At 70.4% G+C, this 26,740-nt stretch carries 29 protein-coding genes; 7 read left to right on the forward strand and 22 right to left on the reverse strand.

Going from position 1 to position 26,740, the window contains the following annotated elements; translation table 11 throughout:
• On the forward strand, window positions 1-327 hold a 327-nt coding region (locus BM140_RS06745; protein WP_207549438.1), incomplete at its 5' end, for a transposase.
• Between the two features lie 167 nt (window positions 328-494).
• On the opposite strand, the gene BM140_RS06750 is transcribed toward BM140_RS06745, so the two are convergent.
• The 3 genes from BM140_RS06750 to msrB all read right to left on the reverse strand — a co-directional run bounded on the left by BM140_RS06750 (window position 495) and on the right by msrB (window position 2,302).
• Window positions 495-809: a hypothetical protein gene (locus BM140_RS06750; protein ID WP_091943352.1), complete on the reverse strand. Its 315-nt coding sequence runs from the start codon at window positions 807-809 to the stop codon at window positions 495-497.
• A 252-nt stretch (window positions 810-1,061) separates the two neighbouring features.
• Window positions 1,062-1,793 (reverse strand): peptide-methionine (S)-S-oxide reductase MsrA, encoded by a 732-nt coding sequence (gene msrA, locus BM140_RS06755; RefSeq protein ID WP_244535340.1) that lies wholly within the window; start codon window positions 1,791-1,793, stop codon window positions 1,062-1,064.
• On the reverse strand, window positions 1,793-2,302 hold the full coding sequence (gene msrB / locus BM140_RS06760; RefSeq protein WP_091943354.1) for a peptide-methionine (R)-S-oxide reductase MsrB: 510 nt from the start codon (window positions 2,300-2,302) through the stop codon (window positions 1,793-1,795). The genes msrA and msrB overlap by 1 nt, the downstream gene beginning before the upstream one ends.
• A 377-nt stretch (window positions 2,303-2,679) precedes the next feature.
• On the opposite strand from msrB, the gene metX reads away from it, so the two are divergent.
• Both metX and metW read left to right on the forward strand, forming a co-directional pair.
• Complete coding sequence (gene metX, locus BM140_RS06765; protein WP_091943356.1) at window positions 2,680-3,885, forward strand: homoserine O-acetyltransferase MetX; 1,206 nt, start codon at window positions 2,680-2,682, stop codon at window positions 3,883-3,885.
• A gap of 17 nt (window positions 3,886-3,902) precedes the next feature.
• Window positions 3,903-4,592, forward strand: a complete 690-nt coding sequence (gene metW, locus BM140_RS06770; protein WP_091943795.1) for a methionine biosynthesis protein MetW — start codon at window positions 3,903-3,905, stop codon at window positions 4,590-4,592.
• Window positions 4,593-4,718: 126 nt separating this feature from the next.
• Here the strand turns inward: metW and BM140_RS06775 are convergent, their stop codons facing one another.
• The 13 genes from BM140_RS06775 to BM140_RS06835 form a co-directional block, all read right to left on the reverse strand.
• A complete protein-coding gene (locus tag BM140_RS06775) occupies window positions 4,719-5,504 on the reverse strand; it encodes a lysophospholipid acyltransferase family protein (protein ID WP_091943358.1) in 786 nt (261 codons plus the stop codon).
• A gap of 220 nt (window positions 5,505-5,724) precedes the next feature.
• Window positions 5,725-7,482 carry a gamma-glutamyltransferase gene (gene ggt, locus BM140_RS06780; protein WP_091943360.1) on the reverse strand — a complete coding sequence of 586 codons (1,758 nt, stop codon included), beginning with the start codon at window positions 7,480-7,482 and terminating at the stop codon, window positions 5,725-5,727.
• Window positions 7,483-7,520: 38 nt separating this feature from the next.
• Window positions 7,521-7,805 (reverse strand): hypothetical protein, encoded by a 285-nt coding sequence (locus tag BM140_RS06785; RefSeq protein ID WP_091943362.1) that lies wholly within the window; start codon window positions 7,803-7,805, stop codon window positions 7,521-7,523.
• 81 nt (window positions 7,806-7,886) lie between these two features.
• Entirely contained in the window at window positions 7,887-8,897 is a 1,011-nt protein-coding gene (locus BM140_RS06790; protein ID WP_091943364.1) for an NAD(P)H-quinone oxidoreductase, read from the reverse strand.
• A gap of 159 nt (window positions 8,898-9,056) precedes the next feature.
• The gene (locus BM140_RS06795) at window positions 9,057-9,335 is read right to left on the reverse strand and encodes a hypothetical protein (RefSeq protein WP_091943366.1); all 279 of its coding nucleotides are present in this window, start codon (window positions 9,333-9,335) and stop codon (window positions 9,057-9,059) included.
• A gap of 135 nt (window positions 9,336-9,470) precedes the next feature.
• Window positions 9,471-10,022, reverse strand: a complete 552-nt coding sequence (locus BM140_RS06800) for an RBBP9/YdeN family alpha/beta hydrolase (RefSeq protein WP_091943368.1) — start codon at window positions 10,020-10,022, stop codon at window positions 9,471-9,473.
• Between the two features lie 134 nt (window positions 10,023-10,156).
• Entirely contained in the window at window positions 10,157-11,236 is a 1,080-nt protein-coding gene (locus BM140_RS06805) for an apurinic/apyrimidinic endonuclease family protein (RefSeq protein WP_091943370.1), read from the reverse strand.
• Window positions 11,237-11,282: 46 nt separating this feature from the next.
• Window positions 11,283-12,302, reverse strand: coding sequence for a 5-oxoprolinase subunit C family protein (locus BM140_RS06810; RefSeq protein ID WP_091943372.1), 1,020 nt, complete (start codon window positions 12,300-12,302; stop codon window positions 11,283-11,285).
• Window positions 12,299-13,024 (reverse strand): 5-oxoprolinase subunit PxpB, encoded by a 726-nt coding sequence (gene pxpB / locus BM140_RS06815; RefSeq protein ID WP_091943797.1) that lies wholly within the window; start codon window positions 13,022-13,024, stop codon window positions 12,299-12,301. Before pxpB ends, BM140_RS06810 begins: the two co-directional genes overlap by 4 nt.
• A gap of 45 nt (window positions 13,025-13,069) precedes the next feature.
• Window positions 13,070-13,837, reverse strand: coding sequence for a DUF883 family protein (locus tag BM140_RS06820; RefSeq protein ID WP_091943374.1), 768 nt, complete (start codon window positions 13,835-13,837; stop codon window positions 13,070-13,072).
• A 58-nt stretch (window positions 13,838-13,895) separates the two neighbouring features.
• Complete coding sequence (locus BM140_RS06825; protein ID WP_091943376.1) at window positions 13,896-14,297, reverse strand: DUF3618 domain-containing protein; 402 nt, start codon at window positions 14,295-14,297, stop codon at window positions 13,896-13,898.
• Window positions 14,294-14,704: a phage holin family protein gene (locus BM140_RS06830; RefSeq protein ID WP_091943378.1), complete on the reverse strand. Its 411-nt coding sequence runs from the start codon at window positions 14,702-14,704 to the stop codon at window positions 14,294-14,296. Before BM140_RS06830 ends, BM140_RS06825 begins: the two co-directional genes overlap by 4 nt.
• A 20-nt stretch (window positions 14,705-14,724) precedes the next feature.
• The gene (locus tag BM140_RS06835) at window positions 14,725-15,180 is read right to left on the reverse strand and encodes a hypothetical protein (protein WP_091943380.1); all 456 of its coding nucleotides are present in this window, start codon (window positions 15,178-15,180) and stop codon (window positions 14,725-14,727) included.
• A 595-nt stretch (window positions 15,181-15,775) separates the two neighbouring features.
• On the opposite strand from BM140_RS06835, the gene BM140_RS06840 reads away from it, so the two are divergent.
• The 3 genes from BM140_RS06840 (at window position 15,776) to upp (ending at window position 20,119) form a co-directional block, all read left to right on the forward strand.
• Window positions 15,776-17,197, forward strand: a complete 1,422-nt coding sequence (locus tag BM140_RS06840) for an alpha,alpha-trehalose-phosphate synthase (UDP-forming) (protein WP_091943384.1) — start codon at window positions 15,776-15,778, stop codon at window positions 17,195-17,197.
• Between the two features lie 81 nt (window positions 17,198-17,278).
• The gene (glgX, locus tag BM140_RS06845; protein WP_091943386.1) at window positions 17,279-19,372 is read left to right on the forward strand and encodes a glycogen debranching protein GlgX; all 2,094 of its coding nucleotides are present in this window, start codon (window positions 17,279-17,281) and stop codon (window positions 19,370-19,372) included.
• A gap of 96 nt (window positions 19,373-19,468) precedes the next feature.
• Window positions 19,469-20,119 (forward strand): uracil phosphoribosyltransferase, encoded by a 651-nt coding sequence (upp, locus tag BM140_RS06850; protein WP_091943388.1) that lies wholly within the window; start codon window positions 19,469-19,471, stop codon window positions 20,117-20,119.
• A 154-nt stretch (window positions 20,120-20,273) separates the two neighbouring features.
• Here upp and BM140_RS06855 read toward each other — a convergent pair whose 3' ends face one another.
• From BM140_RS06855 to BM140_RS06870, 4 genes are all read right to left on the reverse strand, one after another.
• The gene (locus tag BM140_RS06855; RefSeq protein WP_091943390.1) at window positions 20,274-21,155 is read right to left on the reverse strand and encodes a 3-hydroxybutyryl-CoA dehydrogenase; all 882 of its coding nucleotides are present in this window, start codon (window positions 21,153-21,155) and stop codon (window positions 20,274-20,276) included.
• A 192-nt stretch (window positions 21,156-21,347) separates the two neighbouring features.
• Entirely contained in the window at window positions 21,348-22,301 is a 954-nt protein-coding gene (locus BM140_RS06860; RefSeq protein WP_091943392.1) for an electron transfer flavoprotein subunit alpha/FixB family protein, read from the reverse strand.
• A 73-nt stretch (window positions 22,302-22,374) separates the two neighbouring features.
• Complete coding sequence (locus tag BM140_RS06865) at window positions 22,375-23,124, reverse strand: electron transfer flavoprotein subunit beta/FixA family protein (protein ID WP_091943394.1); 750 nt, start codon at window positions 23,122-23,124, stop codon at window positions 22,375-22,377.
• A 160-nt stretch (window positions 23,125-23,284) separates the two neighbouring features.
• A complete protein-coding gene (locus BM140_RS06870; RefSeq protein WP_091943396.1) occupies window positions 23,285-23,857 on the reverse strand; it encodes a cob(I)yrinic acid a,c-diamide adenosyltransferase in 573 nt (190 codons plus the stop codon).
• A gap of 341 nt (window positions 23,858-24,198) precedes the next feature.
• On the opposite strand from BM140_RS06870, the gene BM140_RS06875 reads away from it, so the two are divergent.
• Complete coding sequence (locus BM140_RS06875; RefSeq protein ID WP_091943398.1) at window positions 24,199-24,411, forward strand: hypothetical protein; 213 nt, start codon at window positions 24,199-24,201, stop codon at window positions 24,409-24,411.
• Window positions 24,412-24,488: 77 nt separating this feature from the next.
• On the opposite strand, the gene BM140_RS06880 is transcribed toward BM140_RS06875, so the two are convergent.
• Both BM140_RS06880 and BM140_RS06885 read right to left on the reverse strand, forming a co-directional pair.
• Window positions 24,489-25,223, reverse strand: a complete 735-nt coding sequence (locus BM140_RS06880; protein WP_091943400.1) for a uracil-DNA glycosylase — start codon at window positions 25,221-25,223, stop codon at window positions 24,489-24,491.
• On the reverse strand, window positions 25,220-26,728 hold the full coding sequence (locus tag BM140_RS06885) for a bifunctional metallophosphatase/5'-nucleotidase (protein WP_091943799.1): 1,509 nt from the start codon (window positions 26,726-26,728) through the stop codon (window positions 25,220-25,222). Before BM140_RS06885 ends, BM140_RS06880 begins: the two co-directional genes overlap by 4 nt.
• Window positions 26,729-26,740 lie beyond the last annotated feature (12 nt).

The raw sequence follows: 26,740 nt of genomic DNA on the forward strand, positions 1-26,740 counted from the left end.
GCAAGCGAGAGCGTCACGGTCGTGCTCGACAATGCCCGCTACAATCGCTCGCGCGCACTGAAGGCTTGGCTCGACCAGCCCGGTTGCCGGCTGCGACTGGTTGATCTGCCGTCCTACGCACCCAATCTCAACCTGATCGAGCGCTTCCGGCGCTTCATGAAGCGCACGGTGCTGTTCAACAAGGCTTACGCCAAGTTCGCCTTGTTCAAGCAGGACTTCGATGACTTCTTCGAGCGCCTGCACCAGCACGAGGCCGACTTGGCCAGCCTCATCACCGACCGCTTCCACCTCATCGGCAAGACCGACGCACGGATTCCATCCGCGTAGAGGTATATCAGTTGCCGCAGCGATGGGGATTGCGCTGGCGCGCGGTGGCTCGCTCCCGACTTGTCCCAGGGCCGACACCACCGTGCCGGTGGCGACATCCAGCACGTCGCCCATCAGCCGGGAACTGCCGCTGCGGGCATCCACTAATTACTGGACCTTTACCGCGGCTACCAGCGCCAACAACACACTGAACCGGAACAGCTTCCCGGCCGCCCGACAGCGCCGCCTCTGCTGCCTGCGTGCCGAAAGGCCAGCGTCGGCTGCGCATCCAAGAGGCTCGGCACCGCCTCGTCCTGCGCGTCCACCGCCACCACCGGATGCATGAAGAAGCCCGGATGCCGCTCGTCCCCGCCCGGGCCCAGACCATGCCGATCGGCTGTCCCGCCGAAGCCCGGCGCCGTGGTGCTCGGCACCGCCACGACCCACCGATCCCGGCACTCCGTCACGGCCCGCTCGCGCAGCGCCGACAGGATCGGGGGCACGCCGTTCTCGGGCAACGTCAGGTAGGATGAGACGCCGTCGTGACGTCGTGATCGCCCCCCACCACGCTGCCCGTCTCGACGACCCACTCGAACAGCCGAGCGCCTCGCGCCTGCGTCAGCGCATTCCCGCCGCCAATTTCCCCCTCCGTCCCTCCTGATCTGGAAAAGAGGGACAACGCTCATCTCAGCGCGGCGGCTGAAATCTGTATGGCCCGTAGCCGCATAGCACGGTAAGGAGGGCGCCCGGCCCCTTTACGCCTTCGACTTCCCCACCAGCACCGGCTTCGCATTCGCCCGCTCGGGGAAGAGCGTCTTGAGATCCTGCAGCTTCGGCGCGTCGTTGGTGACGATGTAGCCGTTGTTCGGATGCAGGGTCATGTAATCCTGATGATAGTCCTCCGCCGGGTAGAAGGCGGCGTTGGGCTCGATCGTCGTGGCGATCGGGCGCGAGAATGCCCGTCCGGCGTCGAGCTGGCCGATATAGGCCTTTGCCACCCGCGCCTGCTCGGCATCCGCCGGGAAGACGGCGGAACGGTATTGCGGGCCGGTATCCGGGCCCTGGCGGTTCACCTGGGTCGGGTCGAGCGCCACGGAGAAGAAGATCTGCAACAGCTCGTCGTAGCGGATCACCGCCGGATCGTAGGTGATCCGGACGGCCTCGGCATGTCCGGTGCGGCCGGTGCCGACCTCTTCGTAGTTCGCGCTGGCCTTGGTGCCGCCGGCGTAACCGGAGACGGCCTGCTTCACGCCCTTCACGTGCTGGAACACGCCCTGCACGCCCCAGAAGCAGCCGCCGGCCAGCGTCGCGGTGCGAAGGCCGGAGCCCTCCTGGGCTCGCTCGGCGGCGTCGGGCAGGCGCCGCCCGGCCTCTTCCGCCGAGACCGGCGCGAGCGGCATCAACGAGGCGGCCAGCAGGCCCAGGCCCGCGAGGCCGCCGAGCCAGAGCGCCTTCGCGGAGCGCGGAGGGCGAGACGGATCCTGGATCACAGCGCGGCTCCCTTCTGGTCGGCGGCGGGCTCGAAGCGGAGCGCCACGCCGTTCATGCAGTAGCGCAGGCCCGTGGGGCGCGGCCCGTCCTCGAAGACGTGGCCGAGATGGCCGCCGCAGCGGCGGCAATGCACCTCGGTGCGGCGCATGCCGTAGGCGGTGTCCACTTGCGTGCCGACCGCGTCCGGCAGCGGCTGGTAGAAGCTCGGCCAGCCGGTGCCGCTCTCGAACTTGGTGTCGGACGAGAACAGCGGCAGGTCGCAGCCGGCGCAGGAGAAGCGGCCGGCCCGCTTCTCCTTGTTGAGCGGGCTGGTGCCGGCCCGTTCGGTGCCGTGCTCGCGCAGCACGGTGTAGGCGGCGGGGCTCAAGGCTCGGCGCCACTCGGCCTCGGTCTTGGTCACCTCGAACGTCTTGCCCGTCTCGGCCGAGGCCGGGCCGGCGAAGCGCGCGGCGGCGAGAAGCCCGAGGAACGAGGCGCCGGCGCGCAGGGTCTCACGGCGGTTCATGGAGAAGCCTCCGGCGAAAATCGCCCCGAACGAGAGAGCGTTGCGCGGGCGAGGTCTTGTCTCGTGCGCAATCGATAGCACGATCGTCTCCCCGGCGCCGCTCCGACGAAGAGCCGCACGCGGCGGAGAGGCTTCGCCGGCTCAAGCTTTCTCTCGCCTGCGTTGACGCTCGCCCGGCCGAGCATTACCTCCGATGAAGGCCCGGTCGAGGGCGGCCCGCGTTCGGGCGCCGCGGGCCGGGCTCCCGAAATCTTGCGGGATGCGCGGAGGACGGGCGGCTCCTCCGGCGGGCCGGCTCCGGGCTTGAGCATCGGCCCGAAAGGTGGGAACCGGCTTTCGGAAAAAGCCGATGCTCTATGAGGCATCCGGGACGCGCGATGGACTCCACCCTCACCCACATCGAGCCGGGCGGCGACACGGTGCTGCGGGACGACGCGCGCCGCGAGGCCTCGCAGGCGATGGACCCGCGCAGCCCGGTCATGCGCTTCTCGGCCGACGAGCCGCTGGCGATGGATTCCGGCGCCCGGCTCGGGCCGTTCCAGATCGCCTACCAGACCGCGGGCACGCTCAACGCCGACCGCTCCAACGCGGTGCTGATCTGCCACGCGCTCACCGGCGACCAGCACTTCGCGCACCCGCATCCGGTCACGGCCAAGCCCGGCTGGTGGGAGACGCTGGTGGGACCGGGCAAGCCCGTCGACACCGACCGCTACTTCGTCGTCTGCTCCAACGTCATCGGCTCCTGCATGGGCTCGACCGGCCCGGCCTCCCTCGATCCGGCGACCGGCCGTCCCTACGGGCTCGACTTCCCGCTGGTGACGATCCGCGACATGGTTCGGGCCCAGGCGATGCTGCTCGACCGCCTCGGCGTGACGGACCTGTTCCTCTGCATCGGCGGCTCGATGGGCGGGATGCAGGTGCTGCAATGGGCCTCGCTCTTCCCCGAGCGGGTGTTTGCCGCGATGCCGATCGCCACGGGCCCGCGCCACTCGGCCCAGAACATCGCCTTCCACGAGGTCGGGCGCCAAGCCATCATGGCCGACCCGGCCTGGGAGGAGGGGCGCTATCTGGAGGCCGGCACGCGGCCCTCGAAGGGGCTCGGCGTCGCCCGGATGGGCGCGCACATCACCTACCTCTCCGAGCCGGCGCTTCACCGCAAGTTCGGCCGCCGCCTGCAGAACCGGGCCGCGCCGACCTTCTCCTTCAACGCCGACTTCCAGATCGAGAGCTACCTGCGCCACCAGGGCCTTTCCTTCGTCGAGCGGTTCGACGCCAACGCCTATCTCTACCTCACCCGCGCGATGGACTATTTCGACCTCGCCGAGGACCATGGCGGCGTGCTGGCCAACGCCTTCCGCGGCTCCAAGACCCGCTTCTGCGTGATGTCCTTCACCTCCGACTGGCTGTTTCCGACCGCCGATTCCCGCGCCATCGTCCACGCGCTGAACGCGGTCGCGGCGCCCGTCGCCTTCGTCGAGGTCGAGAGCGACAAGGGCCACGACGCCTTCCTGCTCGACGAGCCGGCGATGTTCTCCGCGGCCCGCGGCTTCATCGACGCGGCGGCGCGGGCGCGCGGCCTGTGAGCGGCGCCGAGACCGCCGTGGAGACGGAACGCTTCACCGACGCCGCCTCCGACGCCCCGTGGGAGGCCGCCGAGGGGTTGCCCCACGAGGGCGGCGCGCGCATCGACCACATCGTCGTGCTCGGCCTCGTGCCGCCGGGCGCGCGGGTCCTCGACATCGGCTGCGGCGACGGCTCGCTCCTGGCGCTGCTGCGCGACCGCCGCGGCGTCGACGGCCGCGGCATCGAATTGTCGCGCGAGGGCGTCAACGCCTGTCTCAGTCGCGGCCTGCCGGTGATCCAGGGCGACGCCGACACGGATCTCGCCAACTACCCCGACGACGCCTTCGACGTCGTGATCCTGTCCCAGACCATCCAGGCGACGCGCAATCCGCGGATCGTGCTGGAGCACCTGCTGCGGATCGGCCGGCAGGTGGTGATCTCGTTCCCGAATTTCGGCCATTGGCGGGTGCGGGCCGAACTCGCCTTCCGCGGCCGGATGCCGGTGACCGAGACCATGCCGGAATCGTGGTACGAGACCGCCAACATCCACCACTGCACCATCCGCGACTTCGTCGGCCTGTGTCACCTCGTCGGCGCCCGCATCGAGAAGGCCACCGCCCTCGATGTCCGCGGCCGCCCGATGCGCTTCTCGATGCCGTGGTGGTTCTGGAACCTGCTCGGCGCGCAGGGGGTGTTCTTGTTGAGGCGGGGCCGACCGAAATCCTGACGCGTTTGTCCTGAGATTCCAAAGGGATCATCCCTTTGGCGGGGCACGGGGCGGAAGCCCCGCTTTACGATCCCAGGGTTCCACCCTGGACCCGCCAAAGGGCCCGCCCTTTGGGAACCCCTGACGTCAGAGCGTGCCGGAGGTGTCCGGCTCCGAGCCGCCCGCCGGCACGGCGACGGGGTGGCCGTGGCGGGCGAGATCCTCGCGGCCTTCCGCCAGCAGGGCGGCGGAGGCAGTCTCGATGCGCGCCTGCACCGTGTTCAGGAACTCGACGCGCGGCAGGCCCGGCGGGATCGGGGGCAGGAACTCGATGACCGTGGTGCCGGGCATGCGACGAAAACCCCGGCGGCGCCAGTAGAGGCCGGTGTTGAGCGCCACCGGCAGGCAGGGCACGTTCAGCGCGGTGTAGAGGTGCGAGGCGCCCTGCTTGTAGGCGGGCGGGGCGCCGGCCGGGCGGCGGGTGCCCTCGGGGAAGATGATGAGCTGGCGCCCCTGGCCGATGGCGGCCTTGGCCGACGCGTTCATCGCCGCCATCACCTTGCTGCCCTTGGAGCGATCGATCGGCACCATGCCGCCGCGGGCGAAGTACCAGCCGACGACCGGCGTCCACATCAGCTCGCGCTTGAGCACGTAGGCGAAGTCGTCGAAGGGGATCGTCAGCGCCAACGTCTCCAAAGCCGACTGGTGCTTGGCCGCGACCAAGAGCGGGCCGTCGGGGATGTTGTGCAGGCCGCGGAACTCCACCCGCGTGCCGCCGACCACCCGCAGCAGCCACAGCACGCTCCGCCCCCAGAACTGCGCCACCCGGATCACGGCCTTGCGCGACACGAAGGCCGGCAGGCCGCCGACCGCGATCAGCGCGGTCGCCACGTAGAAGCAGAGGTTGAAGGCGAGGGAGCGGAGGAGGAGCATCGTTCGTCCGGTGAGGCTGGCGCTCCTTTAGCCCGCGCGCCCGCGCTTGCCCACCGCCGCGTGTTTCGCCCGCTTATCCGTCGTTCCGGGGCCGCGAAGCGGAACCCGGAATCCACCCGTGATGCGGGATGCTTGGCTGAAGCTGAACCGTCGTGCCCAGTCGTGGATTCCGGGTTCGCCTGCGGCGCCCCGGAATGACGGCTGAGGTGATTGAGGGACCTCAAGGCCCTTCCGCCAACGTCCCCCGCTGGCGCGGGTCGGAGGCACCTGCCAACAAACCATCTTCGGCCATCACCGAGTTGGCCGAGCCCGAACTCGCCCCGACCTTCACCGGATGACCCTTGGCGCGCAGCAGCGCCAGGGTGTCGGGGGAGACGCCTTCCTCCACCATCAGCATGTCGGGCTGCCACTGGTGATGGATGCGCGGCGCGGCCACGGCCTCGGCGAGGTTCAGCCGGAAATCCAGCACGTTGACGATCACCTGCAGCACCGTGGTGATGATGCGACTGCCGCCGGGGCTGCCGGTGACGAGGTACAGTTTGCCGTCGCGGAACACGAAGGTCGGGGTCATGGAGGAGAGCGGGCGGGCGCCGGGCGCCACTGCGTTCGCCTCGCCGCCGACGAGGCCGTAGGCGTTGCGCGCGCCGGTCTTGGCGGAAAAGTCGTCCATCTCGTTGTTGAGCAGCACCCCCGTGCCCTCGGCCACCAGCCCGATCCCGTAGGAGAAGTTGAGGGTGTAGGTGTTCGACACCGCGTTGCCCTCGGCGTCCACCACCGAGAAATGCGTGGTCTGGTCGGATTCGTAGGGCAGCGGATCGCCGGCCTTCACCTCCGCCGCGGGCCGGGCCCGCTCCGGGTCGATGCTTTGGCGTAGCGTCGCCGCGTAGGGCTTGGAGGTCAGGCCCGCGACCGGGACCTTGGTGCGGGACGGGTCGCCGAGCCAGGTGGCGCGGTCGGCGTAAGCGGGCTTCATCGCCTCCGCCATGAGATGGAGCGCGCCCGCGCTGCCGGCGCCGAGCTTGGCGAGATCATAGCCCTCCAGCACGTTGAGGATCTCGATGAGGTGGACCCCGCCGGAGCTTGGCGGCGGCATCGAGACGATCTCGTAGCCGCGATAGGTGCCGCGCACGGGCTGGCGGATTTCCGGCCGGTAGGCGGCGAGGTCGGCCGCCGTCATGATCCCGCCCGCGCCCTGCACCGCGTCCGCGATCTTTTGCGCGATCGCGCCCTCGTAGAACGCGTCCGGCCCGCGCTCGGCGATGGTCCTGAGGGTGTCGGCGAGGTCGGTCTGTATCAGCGTCGCCCCGCGCGGCAGCACGTGGTCGCCTTGATAGAAGATCTTTCGGCTCGACGGCCACGCCCCGAGCAGCCCCGAGGCCCGCGGCAGGGAATCGGCGAGTCCCGACTCGACCGGGATGCCCTCGCGGGCGAGTTTTTCCGCCGGCGCGATCAACTCGGCCAGCGTCAGCTTGCCCGAGCCGTAGCGGCGATGCGCTTCCGCCAATCCCCGCACGGTGCCCGGCACGCCGACCGCCTTGCCGCCGCGGGTCGAGGCCGCCTTGTCGGGCTCACCCTTGGCGTCGAGGAACATGTCGGCGGTGGCCGCCCCGGGCGCGGTCTCGCGGTAATCGACCGCGACCGTCTCCTTGCTCGCGGCGCGGTGGACCATCATGAAGCCGCCGCCGCCGAGATTGCCCGCCCGCGGCAGGGTGACGGCGAGCGCGAAGCCCACCGCCACCGCGGCGTCGATGGCGTTGCCGCCCTTCTTCAGCACCGCGACGCCGACGCGGGTCGCCAGCGCCTCCTGCGACGAGACCATGCCGTGGGTGGCCAGCACCGGCAGCAGCCGCGCCGAATCCGACTGGATCGGCGGCGGCTCGGGAGCGGCCGGAAGGGAGCCCGGCGTGACGTCGGGCTGCGCGCGGGCCGGGCCGGTAAGGACGAGGAGGGCGAGGACGAGGCGAAGGCGGAGCGTCATGCCCGACGATCTAGCCCCCGGCCCGGCCATGGCCAGCGTTACTGCCCGCTGATCGAGGGCCCGCCGGCCGCGCCGCCGGTGCCGGGCGGCCCGCTCGTCGGCGTCCCGCCGATCACCGCGCCGGGCGTGCCGCCGACCACCGTGGGCCGGTTCGGCGTGCCCCCGGTGCCGGGACCGGTGACGGGGGCGTCGCCCGTGGCGGAGGCTTTGGGACTGGGCGGGGAGGGTACGGCGGGCGTTCCCTCCCGCGGGGCGGATTGGGCCAGGGCCGACGCCGCCGGAAGGCTCAGGGCGAGCGCCACCGCGATCGAGAGATGCCGCATCGAGGGCCTGTGAGGTGAGAATGCCGGAAGCGGCGGGTTCTGACGAACACCGGCCGCTGCCGAGAGTTCCGGCCGCCGCCCTCAGCGCCCGGTCGTCAGCAGAATCTTGCCCGAGTGGCTGCTCGTCTCCATCAACTCGTGCGCCTTCTGCGCGTCTTCGAGCGGGAAGGTGGCGTGGACGATCGGGCGGATCTTTCCGGCTTCCACCAGCGGCCAGACCTCGCTCTTCACGCCTTCGGCGATGGCCGCCTTGGCCTCTTTCGACTGCGCCCGCAGGGTCGCGCCGGTGATGGTCAGGCGCTTGAGCATGATCGGGGTCAGGGTCAGGCTCTCGGCCTTGTAGCCCTGCATGAAGGCGATCTGGACGAGCCGCCCCTCGACCGCCAGCGAGGCGATGTTCTTCTGGAGATAGGCCGCACCCACCATGTCGAGGATCACGTCGACGCCCTTGCCGTCGGTGAGGCGCTTCACCTCCTCGGCGAAATCGGCCTCGCGGTAGTTGATGGCGGCATCCGCCCCCAGCTCCTCGCAGAACCGGCACTTCTCCGCCGAGCCCGCCGTGGTGAGGACGCGGGCGCCGTGCTGCTTGGCGATCTGGATCGCGGTCGATCCGATGCCGCTCGATCCGCCATGAACCAAGAAGGTCTCGCCCGCCTTCAGCCGCCCGCGCTGGATCACCGTGGAATAGACCGTGAAGACGGTCTCGGGCAGGCCCGCCGCTTCGGTGAGCGAGAGCGAGGCGGGTTTCTTCAGCACTTGGCCGACTTCCGCCACCGCGAACTCGGCATAGCCGCCGCTGATGACGAGCGCGCAGACCTCGTCGCCCACTGCAAAGCCGGTGACCCCCTCGCCGAGGGCGGCGATGCGGCCGGCGATCTCCAGGCCGGGGATCTCGGTGGCGCCCTTCGGCGGCGGGTAGCTGCCCTGGCGCTGCATGATGTCGGGCCGGTTGACGCCGGCGGCCACGACCTCGACCAGCACCTGACCGGCCGCGGGCTTCGGGATCGGCGCCGTCTCCACCGCGATCACCTCCGGCCCGCCCGCGCCGCCGAAGCGGATCTGGCGCATGGTCTCGGGCAGGGATTGGGTCATCGACGGGCTCCTGGGGTGATGTCCGGGCTCGGTCGTCACATGGCGCAGATGGGGGGCCCCGTCGAGGTTGAGGCCGACGCGCGGCCGCGACGGCGCACGAAAAAGCCCCCCGGACCCCTGTCCGGGAGGCTTTTCCAACGGGAAGCCGCTTAAGCGGCCTCAGTTCGCCTTGTTCTGCGACGGCTGCGGGTAGGCCGGGTTCTCGGCCGGGACGTTGCCGCTGTTGGAGGACGGGGCCTTGTTGACCGAGCCGGTCGTGATCTCGCGGGCCGATTCCTGGCTCTTGCCGGCGTAGTCGGCCGGCGACTCGGCGCGGTTCCAGCTCAGCAGGCCGACGGTGGCGATGGCCAGCAGGACCAAGCTGGCGACCAGCACGTAGAGGACGGGCTTGCCCTTCTCGCCCTGGCGGGCCTCGGTGGGTCTCTCGATCGGCGCCATGGATTTCCTCTCTCGGCACCCGGCTGGCGCCGGGTGTCGCGGTGTGACGGGGGATATGCCACGCCAACGCCGCGCCGTCCGAGGATGTTCCTGGCGGCCAAGCCCACCGCGAAGCCGTCTCGAAAAATTTGCCGGCTATAGGCCCTTCAGGAAGCCGGCGAGCCGCATGAGGCCCTCGGGCCAGGGCCCGTGCCCGCTCGCCACGTTGATGTGGCCGGATTCGCCCGCATCGACCAGCGCCGAGCCCCAGGCATAGGCGTAGTCCTCGGCCCGGTCATAGGCGCAGTAGGGGTCGGTGCGGCTCGCGACCAGAAGCGAGGGAAAGGGCAGGGGATCGCGCGGCACGGGGGCGAAGGCGCGCACGCTGGCGGGCAGGGTCGCCCCCACCTCGATGTCCGGGAAGGCGACGAGCAGCGCGCCGCGCACCACGCCGGGGGCGAAGCGGGGCGCGGCCTCCACCGCCGCGACCACGCCGAGGCTGTGGGCGATCAGGATCACCGGCTGGCGCGCCGCCGCCACCGCCTCGACGATGCGCGTGCGCCAGGATTCCGGATCGGGATCGTGCCAGTCCGCCTGCTCGACCACCCGCGCCGTCTTGAGGCGCCCGGCCCATCGGCTCTGCCAATGCTCCTCTTCGGAGCCGGCATAGCCCGGCAGGATCAGGATCTCGCAGTCGGCTGTCTTCATGATCGGCCTTTCGGCAATGGGTCTTGCCGCCCTGTGACTTCGGGCGTGCGTCTCGTCCGGCCAGTAGCCGAGACGCTCGATCATGACGACCCCGGCGGCACCGGGCGAGGCACAGCGGCGAAAGGAGCAAAAAATCAAGCCGCGGCTTGAGCGGCTCCGAGGCTGCGCCCGATCTGCGCGGCCAGCGGCACGCTCGCTTGGTTCTTGCCCTTGGCCTCGATCTCGAAATCGGCCCAGGCGAGGTGGCGGGCCACCAGCGCGTTGACGGCCTCGTTCCACATCAACTCGGAGTGGGCGGCGAGGTCGCGCCACGAATGGCCTTTTTCCGAAAGCCCGACGAAGTCCGGCAGGGCGCCCGGATCGTGGTCGATCAGCACGCTCTCGCGCGAGACGCTGATATGGGCGACCGGCCGCACGCCGCGCCAGGAGGCGATCACCGCCGCGATGCGCGGATCGTCGGGCTCGATATACGCGCCGCGGCTCTCGACCCAGTGATGATGCAGGTCGAGCACCACCGGCACCCGGTCGCCGAGGCGCAGCACCGCATCGAGGCCGAACAGCGACTCGTCGTTCTCGACGGTCAGCAGATTGTGCGCGGTCTCCGAGAGCAGCGATAGGCTCTCGCGAAAACCCTCGATGCCGGGCTCGCGCCCGCCGACATGGATGTTGAGGTGGGCACCAAACGGGTGCCAGCCGGTGCCGTAGCCCAGCATCGCCATGACCTCGGCGTGATATTCGAGTTCGGCGATGCCGTTTCCTTGCGCGTTCGGGTTGCGCGAGGCGATGATGCAGAACGGGCCCGGATGCATGCTGAGGCGCACGCCCCCCTTTCTTGCCCGCTCGCCGATGCGGGCGAGCCCGGCCTCGATCAGGGCCCGAAGCGAAGGTTCCGCGTAGAGCGGCATCGCCGTCGGGTGGGTGAAGCCCGGCAGGAGCGAGCTCGCCATGCGCAGGAGCCGCTCCAGCGGCGGCCGGGCGGCGACCCAGCTCACCTGCCGCTCCAGGGCCGCGAGGTTGTGGCGCACCACGTCCTCCAGCTTCCTGCGCCGCTCCACGGGACCGAGGCGCCCGAGATGGGCCATGGTCACGGTGCCGAGATTCATCAGCTTGGCCGCGTCCTTGGCGGCCTTGAGGGTTTTGTGCGCCGGATCCGGATCCGGGATGAAGGTGCAGCAGAAGCCGAGGCGGGGCGTGGGGGAGGGTTCGCGCGACATGGGCGGACAACGCGGCAGGACCGCTCCGGTCACGAAGCGAGGCGACTCAATCGTCGCGAAACGCGTCCACCGCGGCGCCCGCGACGTTGGCCGCCATCAGCCGCTCGGTCGCGCCCTTCACCGGCCGCAAGTTCCTTGAGAGCGCGTCGCGCGCGGCGGCCCGACCTTGAGCGAGTTTTCGCGCGGTGGCGAGATCGACGGCCTCGAACCGCACCGGCTCGCCGGGCCGGCGCTGGGCGATCCGGCGGAGGTCGGCCGAGACGACGGTGGCGATCTTCGGGTAGCCGCCGGTGGTCTGGCGGTCGGCCATCAGCACGATGGGACGGCCCGTGCCCGGCACCTGCACCGAGCCCATCACGGTGGCGTCCGAGACGATGTTGAAGCCGTCCGCGCCGTGGGCGATGGACGGCCCGTCGAGCTGATAGCCCATCCGGTCGGCTTGCCCCGAGACCGTGAAAGTGCCTTCGAGGAAGGTCGCGAGGCCTTCCGGTGAAAAATGATCGTCCTGGGGGCCGAGGACGACGCGGATCGGCCGGTCGCTCTCCAGCGGGACGGGATCGAGGCAAAGGTCCGCCTCGCCCGCGGGCGCTGACCCGGCGAGCGGCAGCCGGTCGCCCTCGCGCAAGGGGCGTCCGTCGAGGCCGCCGAGGGCGGCGCGGCGGTGGAGCGCGACGCTGCCGAGGACGGGTCGCAGCCGGAAGCCGCCTGCGACCGCGAGCGTGGCGAATACGCCCGCGCCGGCCCGCCCGAGGGTCAGCTCCGCGCCCTCCCGCAGCAGGAACGCGCGGTGGTCGGCGAGCGGCTCGCCGTCGAGGCGCAGCGCACCGCAGGCGCCGGCCAGAGCCAACCGCACCGGGCTGCCCTCGACGCGCAGCGTCGCGCTGGCGAGGCCCAGCTCGATCGCCGCCGCATCCGGCGGGTTGCCGACGAGGCTGTTCGCCGCGGCGTGGGCCAGCCGGTCCATCGGCCCCGAGGCCGAGAGGCCGTCGCGCAGGAAACCGGGCCGGCCGCCATCCTGGATCGAGGCGGCGCCGGAGAGGCGCAGGAGATGGAGGACGCCGCTCACGTCTCGCTCAGTTCGGCGACGGACTCGCCGGCTTCCACAGCGGCGGCGAGCCCGTCCCAACGCTCTGCAGGCGTCGGCATGAAGCGCACCCGGTCGCCGGGACGCAGCAGGAAGACCGGATCGCGCTCCGGCACGAAGGTTCTGACGGGGGTTCGGCCCAGCAGATGCCAGCCGCTCGGGGCCGCGATACTGGCCACGAGCGCCTGCACCCCGCCGATGGAGATGGTGCCGGCGGGCGTCACGGGGCGCGGATGCGGGCGCCGCGACAGACTGAGCCCGGGGTCGAGCCCTTCGAGATAGGCGTAGCCCGGCAGGAAGCCGATCATCGCGACGCGGTATTGGGGCGCGGCGTGGCGCTCGATCACGGCCTCCGGCGCGATCCCGTGATGGGCCGCGACCGCGTCGAGATCGATCCCGAATTCGCCGCCATAGACCACCGGGATGCGCCACAGCCGCGCGGTGGCGGGCGGCGGCAGGGGTTCGGCGGCGAGCGCCAGGATCGTGCGGCCGAGTTCGCCCGGATCGACGACGAGGGGATCGAGATGGATCGTGAGCGAGCGGTAGGTCGGCACCGTCTCGCGCAGGCCCGGCAGAGCCCGCGCCCGAAGCGCGGCGTCGAGGGCCAGCACGCGGGCCGAGAGCGCCGGATCGACGCGAACGCCGAACTCGATGGTGAAGGCCGTATCCCCGCAGGCGAGCAGCCGCGGCGCGTCGTGCGTCATGGGGCGCAACGCTACCCCAAGGCGCGGCGCGCCGCGAGGTCTCGGTCAGAGCCGGTGCGCCGCCCGCTCCGCTTCGTCATGCGTCTCCCGCGGTGCGTTCCGTTCCGGAGCCGCGCCGGTGGCGCGCTGGACGGCGGCGTCGAGGTTCTCCGGGTCCAGAGCGGTCTCGACGAAGCTGCGGCCGCGCTGGGTCAGGTCGCGGGCGTAGCGTACGCCCTGGTCGCGCAGGTCGTCGGCATACGGGCCGAGCGCCCGATCCTCCTGACGCGTGCGCGGCAGGAGCGCGCCGAGCAGCAGGCCCGCGGCGAGGCCGACCACGCCGACCAGCAGCGGGTTCTCGGCGATGAAGTCCTCGGTGGCGGAGCGACCGCGGTGCAGGCGCTGCGCACCCCGGTCGGCGAGGTCGGCGGCGCGCTGGCGGTGCGTGTCGTAGCGGTCCTCGGCCCAGGCGCGGGCGTCCTCGTAGGTGTCCTCGGCCCGGTCGCGGGCGGAGCGCAGGGTCTCGCTCGCCCGATCACGCAGCTCGGACACCTTGTCGGCGGCCTGATCGCGCAACTCCGAGGCCTTGTCGGCGGCGCGGTCGCGCAGGTTCGAGGCCTGCTCGGTGGCCTCGCGCGTGGTGTCGTGAAGGCCCTGCTGGAGCCGGGCATTGGCCTCGCGGCCTGCCGCGCTCGCGCGGTCGGCGGTGCCGTGCAAGCTGTGCTCGACGCCCTCGGTGCGGGGCATGCCGGCCCTGGCGGCGAGCTGCTCGGGCAGGGTCTCGACCGGGACGCCCTCGGTCGGGCGGGGCGGGATGGCGGGATCGTGGTTCATCAGGGGGGCTCCGTATCAGGCGGGGCGGCGCCGAAGGGGGCGCCGCGCGGGCGAGGGGTCAGACCTGCGGGCGCTCGCCGGGCAGGTCGTGCGGCGGCTTCCCGGCCGGAGCGTCGGGATCGTAGGTGCGGTCGGCGCCCGTCACCGTGACGGGCTTGGTCTCCACCGGCACCGTCTCCACCGGTACCAGGGCGCGGCTCCCCCGCTGGCGGCCGCTGCGCAGGCCGTTGAGCAGCAGGCCGACGCCGGCCGCGATCAGCAGCACCGGCACGGGGTTGCGCCGCACCGTGTCCAGCGCCTCGTCGTAGAAGCCGCTGTAGGGCGTGCGACGGGCGGAGCCGAGCATCTCGTCGACGAGGCTCGACGCGTTGAGGCGCCCCTGGATGCGGTCGATGGTCTCGTCGAGGCGCGCACGGCGCTGCTCGATGTCCTTTTCCAGATCGGAGATCGATTCGCTCATCCCGAGACCCTTTCCGTCAGCGCGCGGGCATCCTGCCGGACCTGCCGGGTGGTCCGGGTCGGGGCGAGGTTGGACAGCGACATCGCGCGGGCGCCGAGCAGGCCGAGGATGACCGCCACGAGCAGCATCGCGCCGCCGACGAGGAGGGCGGCGAGCCATTCGGAGCCGACGAGGGTGGCGACGTACTTCACCAGCGCGCCGATCAGCACCAGCATCGCGGTCACCGCGAATACCGCGGCGAAGACCATCATGCCGAGGCCGACGAAGAGCGAGCGGACGTTGTTCGTCATCTCGGTGCGGAAGAGGGCGATCTCCTTACCGGCGAGTTCGCTCGCCTCGCGCAGCGCATCGGCGATGAGCGCCTGGATCGAGGAGGAGGGCGGGGGTGGGGGCGGAGGGCTTGCCATGGTCGTCGTCTTTCCGTCCCTCAGATCCGGCCGTCGCGGTCGAAGGCCGACTCGGGCTCGCCCGAGGCCTTGATGAAGCGCGCGAGCAGGAAGCCCGCCGCGAAGGTCGCCACCGCGGTCGTCACCGGCGAGCGCCGGGCGAAGGCCTCGGCCTCGGCATAGAAGTCGTCGAGGCTGCGCCGCTCGATCGAGCCGGCGAGGTCGTCGAGCCCTTCCGCCGCGCTGTCGAAGAAGGCGCGCAGGTTGGGGCGATCCTCGAAGGTCTGGCCGGAATCGCGAATCGACTTGGCGATGTCGCCGACCGAGCGGGCGGCCTCGCCCTTGCGCTGATCGACATAGGCATAGGCCTGCTTGCGCGCCGCCGACGCCAACCCCCGGCCGCGCTCGGCGGCGATGTGGGCGGTGTCCTCGACGTCGTGGCGCAGGTCCTTCAGGTCGGCCCCGCCGACGGGGTCCGGTGACGCGGAGGCGGTCATGGTCTCAACTCCTGAAACGACGAAGCGGGAGGGCGGCCGGCGCCGGAAGGGGGCGACCGCAAAAGGATTCGGCCGGAGAACCGATGGCCCCGCTGAGGGGTTCCGCTTCCAACGTCCTGTTCCGCTTCACGCTTCGGCGCGCGGCGGGCATGGACCCGATGTTGGGAGGCGCAGGCGTGGTCAGGCGCGAGACGCTGCGAAGGTCGTCCGGACTTTCGATGCCGCGGCAAGCGACTTTGATCGCGGCTGGACCGGTGTCCTTCTCCGTCGCCCCTCGGAGGCGGCGCGCGCAGAAGGAACGGCCGTATGGCCGGGCGCGAGGCGCGCCCCGCGCAGTGGGCCTCGGCTTTGCCGAGGCGTCGAACGGAGCGAACAGCCAGAGCCGCGGACGCGGCTGCCGGCCCCTGAGGCCAAGCATAAACCCGGTCAAGCGAGCCGGGCGTTCGCCCGGCTCGCTTGACCGGCGAGAAGCGATGCGCTTGGCTGCATCCCGACGGATCGCGCACGACTTCCGCGCGTTTTCCCACGGACGTTTAAGACTCTACAGGCGGACGCGGCCTTCGCGCCCGCTGCAACGAGGAGCGGAGCCGGGTTCGTGGCACGTCTGATCATCGTCTCGAATCGTGTCGCCGTGCCCGCCGAGGGCAAGGACGCGGTCTCGGCCGGCGGCCTCGCCGTCGCGGTCAAGGAGGCGTTCTCCTCCTACGAGGGGTTGTGGTTCGGCTGGAGCGGCAACATCACCGAGGATCCGAGCCCCGAGCCGGAGCTGATCGACCGCGGGCCGATCCAGTACGCCGTCCTCGATCTCTCGCCGCAGGACCACCGCGAATATTACGCCGGCTTCGCCAACCGGGCGCTGTGGCCGATCATGCATTACCGCATCGGGCTCGGCACCTTCTCGCGCTCGGACTATGCCGGCTACCAGCGCGTCAACCAGACCTTCGCCCGCGCGCTCGCCAAGCTGGTCGAGCCCGACGACCTGATCTGGGTCCACGATTACCACCTGCTGCCGCTGGCGAGCGAACTGCGCGGCCAGGGCATCGCCAACCCGATCGGCTACTTCCACCACATCCCGTGGCCCGCGGCCGACGTATTCAACACGCTGCCGGCGAGCGGCGAATTGCTGCGCGCCATGGCCGATTACGACCTGATCGGCCTGCAGACCGACGCCGACGTGCAGAACCTCTCGCGCAACTTCATCGACACGATGCGGGCGATTCCCCTGGGCGGCGGTGCCCTGATGGTCGATGGCCGGCGCACCCGCATCCGGTCCTTCCCGATCGGCATCGATGTCGCGGGCTTCAAGGAGGCGGCCGACAAGGCCGGCTCCAACAAGGTGGTGCGCGAGACCATGGCGGGCCTGCGCACCCGCAAGCTCCTCATCGGCGTCGACCGGCTCGACTACTCGAAGGGCGTGCCCGAGCGGATGGAGGCGGTGGACCGTTTCTTCGCCTCGAATCCCGACCAGCGCGGCAACGTCGTCTACATCCAGATCACGCCGAAATCCCGCAGCGAGGTGCCGGAATACGAGCAGCTCTCGCGCGAGGTGAACGAGAAGGTCGGCGACATCAACGGCACGCTGGGCGAGCCCGCCTGGACGCCGATCCAGTATGTCACCAAGGCCTATCCCCGCCCCGTGCTCGCCGGCCTCTACCGCGCCGCCCGGGTCGGGCTCGTCACGCCGATGCGCGACGGCATGAATCTGGTCGCCAAGGAATATGTCGTGGCGCAGAGCGAGGAGGACCCCGGCGTTCTCGTCCTGTCGAAGTTCGCGGGCGCGGCGCGCCAGCTGCCCGAGGCGCTGCTGGTCAATCCCTACGACCGGTTCGAGGTCGCGGAAGCCATCCGGCAGGCGCTCTACATGCCGCGGGCCGAGCGCCTGGAGCGTTGGAGGCCGATGGCCGAGCGCATGCTGCGCGAGGACGTGGATTGGTGGGCCCGCAGCTACATGGCGGAACTCGAATCCTTCCGCACCGTCGAGCGCGAACCGCCGCGGGCGGCCGCGGCGGCCGAGTAGCGGAACCTCTCCAACCCGCCGACGAATCGGCCTAAGTCCTGAGCGCGGCCCGCCTCGGGCATGCTCGCGCGAAGGACCGGGATGATCGTCATCGAAGAGGGCCTGCCGACGCCGCTCGGCGCGCATTTCGACGGCCGCGGCGTCAACTTCGCCCTCTTCTCGCAGAACGCGACCGCGGTCGATCTCTGTCTGTTCGAGCCGGGGGCGCGCCACGAATCGCGCACGATCCGCCTGCCGTGCCGGACCGACGACGTCTTCCACGGCTACGTCCACGGCCTGCTGCCGGGCCAGCTCTACGGCTACCGCGTCTCCGGCCCGTGGGAGCCGGCCGCCGGCCATCGCTTCAACCCGGCGAAACTCCTCCTCGACCCCTATGCCCGCGAGATCGCCGGCCGCATCCGCTGGCACGACGCGCTCTACGGACACCGCCGCGGCGGCGCCCGCGAGGACCAGATCGACCGGCGCGACAGCGCCCCGTTCATGCCCCGCGGCGTGGTGACCCGGCCCGACAACCCCGAACCAATGCCGCTCGCCGCCCCTCGGCCGCTGCACGAGACCGTCATCTACGAAGCCCACGTCAAGGCGCTGACCATGACGCATCCGGCGCTCTCGGAGGCGGAGCGCGGCACCTATCTCGGCCTCGCGCATCCGGCGATCATCGAGCATCTGCTCAAGCTCGGCGTCACCGCCCTCGAACTCCTGCCGATCCAAGCGTTTGCCGACGACCGCTTCCTCGTCGAGAAGGGGCTGACCAACTTCTGGGGCTACCAGCCCTTCAACTACTTTGCCCCCGAGCCGCGCTATCTCGGCGGGGGCGATGCCAGCGCGCTGCGCTTCGCCATCCGCGAGCTGGCCGCGGCCGGCATCGAGACCTTGATCGACGTGGTCTACAACCACACGGCGGAAGGCGACCATCTCGGGCCTACGCTGGCCTTCCGCGGCATCGACAACGCCAGCTACTACAAGCTCGACCCGGAAGACCGCCGCCGCAACATCGACTGCACCGGCTGCGGCAACACGCTGAACGTCGCCCATCCCCGCGTGATGCGGATGGTGCTCGACAGCCTTCGCCACTGGGTCACGGTCTACGGCGTGGCGGGATTCCGCTTCGATCTCGCCTCCAGCCTCGGCCGGGCGCCCTACGATTTCACGCCCGAAGCGGCGTTCTTCCAGGCCGTGCAGCAGGATCCCGTGCTGTCGCGGGTCAAGCTCATCGCCGAGCCCTGGGACATTGGCATGGGCGGCTACCGGCTCGGCGGCTACCCCTACGGTTGGAGCGAGTGGAACGACCAGTTCCGCGACAACCTCCGCGGCTTCTGGCGCGGCGACCGCGGCACGCTCGCCAAGCTGACGCAGGGGCTCTCGGGCTCGCGCGAAATTTTTTTACCGTCCGGCCGCTCGCCGCTCGCCAGCATCAACTTCGTCGCCTCCCACGACGGCTTCACGCTCGCCGATGCCGTCGCCTACGCGGAGAAGCACAACGAGGCCAACGGCGAGGGCAACCGCGACGGCCACGGCCACAACCTCAGCTGCAATTACGGGGTCGAGGGGCCGAGCGACGATCCCGCGATCCTAAAGCTTCGCGCCCGCCAGACACGCAACATGCTGGCCTGCGTGTTCTTTGCGCAAGGCGTGCCGATGCTGCTGATGGGCGACGAGCGCTCGCGGACGCAGCAGGGCAACAACAACGCCTATTGCCAGGACAACGCCGGGAGTTGGATCGACTGGGAGACCGATCCCGATCCGGCGCTGACCGAGTTCGTCGCCAACCTCGCGGGGCTGCGGCGCGTCTGCCGTTCGCTGCGCCGCCGCCGCTTCCTGATGGGGGCCGAGGTCGAGGGCACGGGCCTCAAGGACGTGCACTGGCTCTCCCCCGACGCCGCCGAGATGGACGGCGCCGCCTGGGCGGACGGCGAGCGCCAGGCCTTCGGCATGCAGATGAGCAACGACATCGCCGGCTCCGAGCGCGTGCTCATCCTGATGAACGCGGCGACCCAACCGTGCCCCTTCGCCCTGCCGCTGGCGCTGGGCGGCCCGTGGCGCCCGGTCTTCGACACGACGCTGCCCGTCGGCACCGTCCCCGAGGGCAGCCGCCCCGCGGTGGAGGCCGGCGGCACGGTCGACCTGCCCGAGCGGGCCGTGCTGGTGCTGAAGGGCGCGCCGGCTCTCGCCTGAAACGCCGATCGGCCGGGAAAACCCTTTTGGCGGCTCGGCTTCGCCGGCCCGATTGTGGCATCGTGCGTTCCGGGGCGCGGTCTGGGACGGGAGCGGATGATGACGGCAGGCGGCGGGGCGGCTGCGGTGACGGTGGTCGATCATCCCCTCGTCCAGCACAAGCTGACGATGATGCGCGACCGCGACCGCTCGACGAAGGGGTTCCGCGAACTCCTCAACGAGATCGGCATGCTGCTGGCCTACGAGGTGACCCGCGACCTGCCGCTGGAGGGTATCTCGATCGAGACGCCGATCGGGCCCATGAAGGGCCGCCAGATCGCCGGCAAGAAGCTCGTGCTCGCCCCGATTCTGCGGGCCGGCGTCGGCTTCCTCGACGGGATGCTCTCGCTGATGCCCTCGGCCCGCGTGGCCCATATCGGGCTCTACCGCGATCCCGACACGCTCCAGGCGGTCGAATATTACTTCAAGTCGCCGTCCGATCTGGCTGACCGCACCGTGCTGGTGCTCGATCCAATGCTGGCGACCGCCAACTCGGCGGTGGCCGCGGTGGAGCGGCTGAAGAGCCGCGGCGCCAAGGACCTGCGCTTCGTCTGCCTGCTCGCCGCCCCCGAGGGCATCGCCCGGTTCCAGGAGGCGCATCCCGACGTGCCGGTCTGGACCGCGGCGATCGACGAGCGCCTCAACGAGCACGGCTACATCGTCCCCGGCCTCGGCGACGCGGGCGACCGGATGTACGGCACGCGGTAGACAAAAACCTGGCCCACCGCGTGGATCGTGCGGCAGCACCGTATGGCCCGGCGCGAAGAGCGCCGCGCGCAGCGGCCTCGGCTTTCAGCCGAGGCGTCAAGCGGAGCGGACAGCCTAAGGCCGCGGACGCGGCCGCCGGCGCTTGAGGCCCGAATTATCTTGTCGGGATCGGCGTCTCGCCGCGGTAATCGTAGAAGCCGCGCTTGGTCTTGCGGCCGAGCCAGCCGGCCTCGACGTATTTCACCAGCAGCGGGCAGGGGCGGTACTTCGAATCCGCCAGGCCCTCGTAGAGCACCTGCATCACCGACAGGCAGGTGTCGAGGCCGATGAAGTCGGCGAGCTGGAGCGGGCCCATCGGGTGGTTGGCGCCGAGCTTCATCGCCGTGTCGATCGACTCGACCGAGCCGACGCCCTCGTAGAGCGTGTAGATCGCCTCGTTGATCATCGGCAGCAGGATGCGGTTGACGATGAAGGCTGGGAAATCCTCCGACATCGTCGAGGTCTTGCCGAGCTTGCCGATGAAGGCCTTGGCCGATTCGTAGGTCGGGTCCTCCGTGGCGATGCCGCGGATCAGCTCGACGAGCTGCATCACCGGCACCGGATTCATGAAGTGGATGCCGATGAAGCGATCCGGCCGGTCGGTCGAGGCGGCGAGCCGCGTGATCGAGATCGAGGAGGTGTTGGTGGCGACCAGGGCGTCGGGCTTCAGCGACGGGCACAGATCCTGGAAGATCTTGCGCTTGGTCGCCTCGTCCTCGGTCGCGGCCTCGATCACGAGGTCGCAGGGACCGAGATCGGCATAGGCGCGGGCGACCCCGATCCGCTCCAGGGCGGTGCGGCGCTGATCCTCGCTCAGGCTGCCCTTCTGGACCTGACGGGTAAGGTTCGCCTCGATTTGCGCGAGGCCGGCATCGAGCCGCTCGGCATCGCGGTCGTTCAGCCGGACGTCGAGGCCCGAGGCCGCGCAGACATGCGCGATGCCGGTCCCCATCTGGCCGGCGCCGATGATGCCGACCGTCTTGATCTCGATGCCCATACCCGTCTCGCGTCTCACCTGCTGCGGCATCGCCGGGCGAACCGCTTGTATACCATGCGGCACTGCAACAAATGCGTCAAACCGGTCCTTCGCCACCCCTTGGGCCGGATGCCTTGTGCCGGACGCCTTGTGTCGGACGCCTTGGGCATGATGGTCCGCGCCCGCCCATGACGGGCGCGGATGGGCCGTTCCTTACCGGTCCTTCGCCTTGGCGATCTCGGCCTGCAACTCCGGCACGACCTGGAACAGGTCGCCGACGAGGCCGTAATCCGCCACTTGGAAGATCGGCGCGTCCTCGTCCTTGTTGACCGCGACGATGACCTTCGAGTCCTTCATGCCGGCCAGATGCTGGATCGCGCCGGAGATGCCGACGGCGACGTAGAGGTCGGGGGCGACCACCTTGCCGGTCTGGCCGACCTGCCAGTCGTTGGGGGCGTAGCCGGCATCGACCGCCGCGCGGGAGGCGCCCACCGCCGCGCCGAGCGAATCGGCCAGCGGCTCGATCAGCTCCTTGAACTTGTCCGCCGAGCCGAGCGAACGGCCGCCGGAGACGATGAACTTGGCCGAGGCCAGTTCCGGCCGGTCCGACTTGGCGATCTCTTCGGATTTGTAGGCCGCGCCGAGTGCATCGGGGGCTGCCGCCGAGACGGCCTCGACCGAAGCGGCGGAGCCGCCCTCTTCCGCGGCCTTGAAGGCGGCGGTGCGGACCGTGATGACTTTCTTGCCGGCGCCGGCCTGCACGGTCTGGATCGCGTTGCCGGCGTAGATCGGCCGCTCGAAGGTGTCGGGCGAGACGACCTTGATGATGTCGGAGACCTGGGCGACGTCGAGGAGCGCGGCGACGCGGGGCAGGGTGTTCTTGCCGGTCGTCGTCGCGGCGGCGACGATGGCGTCGTAGGAGCCCGCCAGCGAGACGATGAGCGCCGCGTTGGTCTCGGCGAGATCGTGGTCGTAGGCCGCGTCCTCGGCGTTCAGCACCTTCTCGACGCCGTCGAGCTTGCCCGCGGCCTCGGCCGCCGCCTTCGAGTTCGCGCCGGCCACCAGCGCGTGGATCGGGCCGCCGAGCTGCTTGGCGGCGGTGAGGGCCTTGAGGGTGCCGTCCTTGATCTTGCCGTCGGCGTGCTCGACGTAGAGGAGCGTGGTCATCGAAAGACCTTGTCAAAAGAGGGGTTCAGCGCCGCTCGACCCGAGGGGAGCGGCGCGCGAGTCTCGATAAAACTTAGAGGACGCCGGCCTCGACCTTGAGCTTCTGGACGAGTTCCGCCGCGGAGCCGACCTTGATGCCGGCCGAGCGGCCCGGCGGCTCGGCGACCTTCACCACGGTGAGCTTGGGGGAGACATCGACGCCGAGCGCGTCGGGCGCCAGCTCCTCCAGCGGCTTCTTCTTGGCCTTCATGATGTTGGGCAGCGAGGCGTAGCGCGGCTCGTTGAGGCGCAAATCGGTCGTGACGATTGCCGGGAGTTTGAGCGCCACCGTCTGGAGGCCGCCATCGACCTCGCGGGTCACGTCGATCGCGCCCTCGCCGAATTCGAGCTTGAAGGCGAAGGTGCCCTGCGGCCAGCCGAGCAGGGCGGCGAGCATCTGGCCGGTCTGGTTGGAATCGTCGTCGATCGCCTGCTTGCCGAGGATGACGAGTTCGGGGTTTTCCTTCTCGACGACCGCCTTGAGGAGCTTGGCGACGGCGAGCGGCTCGCAATTCACGTCGGTCTTGATCAGGATGGCGCGGTCGGCGCCCATGGCGAGCGCGGTGCGCAGGGTCTCCTGCGCCTGTTGCGGGCCGATCGAGACGGCGACGATCTCGGTGGCCTTGCCCTTCTCCTTCAGGCGGATCGCCTCCTCGACGGCGATCTCGTCGAAGGGGTTCATCGACATCTTGACGTTGGCGAGTTCCACGCCCGATCCGTCGGCCTTCACGCGGATTTTCACGTTGTAATCGACGACCCGCTTGACGGGCACCAGAACCTTCATGGCAGTCGCTTTCCTCCGCGCCGTCGTCGCGAGGCGGGCGCCCGTGAGGCGGCCACGCCTGTGCGACGGCAATCCAATGTTGATTGTCAGAGCGGCGGGACCGTAACGAGCCGATTTCCCGCTTGTCAACGCGCCTTATCTGCAGCTTGGCCCTGCAGCTTCAACGGTTCTGACCCGGCACCCAGAGCACGTCGTCGGCCCCGTCGCGATTGGCCGCGCGGGAGGCCACGAACAGGAAGTCCGACAGGCGGTTGAGGTATTGCAGCGCCTCCGCGGAAATCGCTTCGCTCTCGTTGGCGGAGAGCGACACGACGAGCCGCTCGGCCCGGCGGCACACGGTGCGGGCGAGGTGGAGCGCGGCGGAAGCCGGCGAGCCGCCCGGCAGCACGAACGACTTGAGCGGCGGAATCTTTTCGTTGAGCGCGTCGATCTCGGTCTCCAGGCGCTGCACCTGGGCGGCCACCACCCGCAGCGGCTCGTAGCCCAGCGGCTCCTCGCTCGGCGGGGTCGCGAGATCGGCGCCGAGATCGAACAGGTCGTTCTGGATGCGCGCCAGCATCGCGTCGAGCGCCGGCTCGGCGTGGAGGCGGGCGAGCCCGATGCAGGCATTGGTCTCATCGACGGTGCCGTAGGCCTCGACCCGCAGATCCGCCTTCGAGCGCCGCTCGCCGTTGGCGAGCCCGGTCGTGCCCTTGTCGCCGGTGCGGGTATAGATGCGGTTCAGCTTGACCACGGCGTTTTCTCCCCGCGGGCACGCAAGAACCCGCCGGGCGAAGGTGTTTCGCGCGGGGCCGGTCTTGGCAAGGGGGGCACCGCTCTCTGCCGGGCACTTCCGCGAAAGCCGGCTTCCTGTCCGCCGGGCTGAGGGGGCGTTCGGAATGCCCCCGCGATGGGGGCAGGGTCCATCCGAGCCGGCCGCGCGGCCAAACTCTCAAATGATGAATTTAATCCCGCCGATGGGCCTCTTGGTCATGCGCTGAGGGAATATCGGCATCGCGGCATCTGGCATACCAAATTCCAGTGTGCAGTGCGATATCAGGCTCAACGCAACGCACCCAACACGGACCCGCCCCGATGATCGCTCTCCTCGTTCTCGCCGCCGCCGTCGCCAACGTCTCCCTCGTCGTCATGCTCGCCGACCGCTTCGGCGGTGAGGGTTCTCACGTCTCGGCCGGGGAGCTGACCAGCCTGCAGGCGACTGGCTCCGCGAACCCGGCCCCGGCCGCGACCTACGCCCCGGCCAACGAGAACGCCTCGGCCCCGGCCGGCGCCCGCATCGCCGCGTAATCCTTCTAAAATCCGGTCGGCCGATCAGCCCCGCCCCTGTGGCGGGGCTTTTCGCATGTGCGAAGAGGAACGATATTTCAGGCGAGGCGCCAGTCGATCGGCGCCCGCCCGTGTTCTTCGAGCCATGCGTTTGCGCGGGTGAACGGGCGGGAACCGGGGAAGTCGCGGGCGCGGTTGAGCGGGGAGGGGTGGCCCGAGGCGATGATGCCGTGGCGGCTCGTGTCGATCAGCGCCTCCCGGGCGCGGGCCTGCGCGCCCCACAGCAGGAACACCGTCGGCTCGCCGCGGGCGGAGACCGCCGCCACCGCCTCGTCGGTGAGCTGCGACCAGCCGAACCGCAGATGGGCCCCGGCCTTGCCGGCCTCCACCGTCAGGGCGGCGTTGAGCAGCAGCACGCCGCGCTCGGCCCAAGGGGACAGATCGCCCGTCGAGAAATCGGGTTTCTCGCCCTCCGGCGCGAGTTCGGCCAGGATCACCTTGAGCGAGGCCGGCAGGCGACGTGGGCCGACATAGGAGAAGGCGAGCCCGTTGGCGTCGCCCGGCGTCGGGTAGGGGTCCTGACCCAGGATCACCGCCTTCACCGCCGGCAAAGGCGTCAGCGTCAGCGCCCGGAAGATCGCCGAGGGGTCGGGCAGAACCTGCGCGCCGGCCGCCACGCGGGCATCGATCTTCTTCGCGACCGCGTCGGCCGCGCCTTCCTCGAAGAAGGGGAGGGTGAGCCAGGGGGAGCCGCTGTCGCGGAAGGCCGCGAGGGCGGCCGCGACGGGGCCGGTTTCGGCGGAGGGCTCGGTGAAGAGGTCGCTCTGTGTCACGGCAGAACCTTGAGGCGCGGGCCCGTCTCCGCCGGCAGCGGCGCGTGGGCGCGGATAGTGGTCATCACCACGTTGGCCAGGAGCTTTCCATCGGTCGCGCCGATCAGGGTGCGGCCTTTGGCCAGCATCCCGTAATCGTTGCCGCCGCGCAGCATGAAATCGTTGGCGGCGACCCGGTAGGTCCGGGTGGCATCGAGGGGTTCGTCGCCGACCTCCACCGCGACGACGTGCCGGCCGGGCGGTGCCCTCGGGTCGATCGTCACGGTGAGACCCGAGACGTGCAGGAAGCGGCCGGACGGGCGGCCGAAATCGCGATACCCGTTCTCCAGCGCCTCGCGGAGCGTCGCCCCGTCGATCGCCACCAGCACCACGGAATTGCCGAAGGGCAGTTCGCTCAAGATGTCGCGCCGGGTGATCGCGGCCCCCGGCGGATAGAGCCGGTCGCCGCGGATGCCGCCGCCGTTCATCAGGCCGATCGCGGCGCCGGTGCCGGCCCGCACCGCGTCGGCCACGAGGCTGCCGAAGCTCGATTCCCGTGTCCTGACGCTGGCGATGCGGCTGTCGAGGGGCGCCAGCGTCGTGCCGAGCACGACATCGAGTTCCCGCGACAGGTCGCCTTCGAGATGGGCCACGAGCGCCGCGGTCTCGGGATCGGGCGTCACCTGCGCGGTGTCGTGGACGCGGAAGGCGGCGCGCCACCGCACGGGCCCGTCGCCGACGGAGGTGACGAACACATCGACCGCGGTGACGAAATGGGCGTCGTGGCTCGACTCGACCAGCACCGCCTGCCCGTCGTCGCGCACCACGAGGTCGTGGTCGTGGCCCGAAAGCAGGATATCGACGAGGCGGGCCCGCACGATCGCGTCGTCGGTGATCCGCGCGGTGTGGCACACGCCGACGATCATCTGCGCGCCGGCGGTCCGAAGCTTCTGCGCCTCGGCAGCGAGCGTCTCGATTTCCGGGCCGAAACGGAGGTCGCCCGACTGCGATTTCTCCGGCGTCGATTGCAGCGCGATGCCGACAAGCCCAAGCCGGACGCCGCCGAGCTCGATCAGCGCCGAATCCTTCACCCCCGGCAGCGGTTTGCCGTCGCCGTCGCGGAGGTTGGCGGCGAAAAACGGGAAGCGCGCCTCCGCCTGCCGCTCGGCGAAGACTTTTGGGCCGAAATCGAATTCGTGGTTGCCCGGCACGAACACGTCGGGCGGGGCGAGGTTGTGGAGCGCCACGATATGGGCGCCCCGGTCGAAGCCCGACATCAGCGAGGGCGAGAAGCAATCGCCCGCATGCGCGTAGAGCAGCGGCACGCCGCGGGCCCGCTCCGCCTTCACCACGGCGTTGAGCCGGGCGAAGCCGCCGCGGCCCTCCGCCTCGCCCATGGCGTAGATGTCGTTGACGAGAAGAAGCGTGAAGGTCGGTTGAGCGGCGAAGGCGCCGCCCGTGCCGGCCGCGAGCAGGCCGGCGCCGATCCCCGCGACGGTGGCGCGGCGGGTCGGATGGCGCGGCATCGGCGGCTTGCG

The organism is Methylorubrum salsuginis, assembly GCF_900114375.1.
Classification (GTDB): Bacteria; Pseudomonadota; Alphaproteobacteria; order Rhizobiales; family Beijerinckiaceae; genus Methylobacterium; species Methylobacterium salsuginis.

Bases quoted from the DNA above. Each gene is read 5' to 3' on its own strand.
- metX (WP_091943356.1), top strand. From the start codon at position 2,680: ATGGACTCCACCCTCACCCACATCGAGCCGGGCGGCGACACGGTGCTG.
- BM140_RS06835 (WP_091943380.1), bottom strand. From the start codon at position 15,180: ATGACCGCCTCCGCGTCACCGGACCCCGTCGGCGGGGCCGACCTGAAG.
- msrB (WP_091943354.1), bottom strand. From the start codon at position 2,302: ATGAACCGCCGTGAGACCCTGCGCGCCGGCGCCTCGTTCCTCGGGCTT.
- BM140_RS06865 (WP_091943394.1), bottom strand. From the start codon at position 23,124: ATGAAGGTTCTGGTGCCCGTCAAGCGGGTCGTCGATTACAACGTGAAA.
- BM140_RS06790 (WP_091943364.1), bottom strand. From the start codon at position 8,897: ATGACCCAATCCCTGCCCGAGACCATGCGCCAGATCCGCTTCGGCGGC.
- BM140_RS06885 (WP_091943799.1), bottom strand. From the start codon at position 26,728: ATGCCGCGCCATCCGACCCGCCGCGCCACCGTCGCGGGGATCGGCGCC.
- BM140_RS06785 (WP_091943362.1), bottom strand. From the start codon at position 7,805: ATGCGGCATCTCTCGATCGCGGTGGCGCTCGCCCTGAGCCTTCCGGCG.
- BM140_RS06775 (WP_091943358.1), bottom strand. From the start codon at position 5,504: ATGCTCCTCCTCCGCTCCCTCGCCTTCAACCTCTGCTTCTACGTGGCG.
- ggt (WP_091943360.1), bottom strand. From the start codon at position 7,482: ATGACGCTCCGCCTTCGCCTCGTCCTCGCCCTCCTCGTCCTTACCGGC.
- upp (WP_091943388.1), top strand. From the start codon at position 19,469: ATGATGACGGCAGGCGGCGGGGCGGCTGCGGTGACGGTGGTCGATCAT.
- BM140_RS06795 (WP_091943366.1), bottom strand. From the start codon at position 9,335: ATGGCGCCGATCGAGAGACCCACCGAGGCCCGCCAGGGCGAGAAGGGC.
- BM140_RS06875 (WP_091943398.1), top strand. From the start codon at position 24,199: ATGATCGCTCTCCTCGTTCTCGCCGCCGCCGTCGCCAACGTCTCCCTC.
- BM140_RS06830 (WP_091943378.1), bottom strand. From the start codon at position 14,704: ATGGCAAGCCCTCCGCCCCCACCCCCGCCCTCCTCCTCGATCCAGGCG.
- BM140_RS06820 (WP_091943374.1), bottom strand. From the start codon at position 13,837: ATGAACCACGATCCCGCCATCCCGCCCCGCCCGACCGAGGGCGTCCCG.
- BM140_RS06800 (WP_091943368.1), bottom strand. From the start codon at position 10,022: ATGAAGACAGCCGACTGCGAGATCCTGATCCTGCCGGGCTATGCCGGC.
- BM140_RS06825 (WP_091943376.1), bottom strand. From the start codon at position 14,297: ATGAGCGAATCGATCTCCGATCTGGAAAAGGACATCGAGCAGCGCCGT.
- pxpB (WP_091943797.1), bottom strand. From the start codon at position 13,024: ATGACGCACGACGCGCCGCGGCTGCTCGCCTGCGGGGATACGGCCTTC.
- glgX (WP_091943386.1), top strand. From the start codon at position 17,279: ATGATCGTCATCGAAGAGGGCCTGCCGACGCCGCTCGGCGCGCATTTC.
- BM140_RS06860 (WP_091943392.1), bottom strand. From the start codon at position 22,301: ATGACCACGCTCCTCTACGTCGAGCACGCCGACGGCAAGATCAAGGAC.
- BM140_RS06855 (WP_091943390.1), bottom strand. From the start codon at position 21,155: ATGGGCATCGAGATCAAGACGGTCGGCATCATCGGCGCCGGCCAGATG.
- BM140_RS06805 (WP_091943370.1), bottom strand. From the start codon at position 11,236: ATGTCGCGCGAACCCTCCCCCACGCCCCGCCTCGGCTTCTGCTGCACC.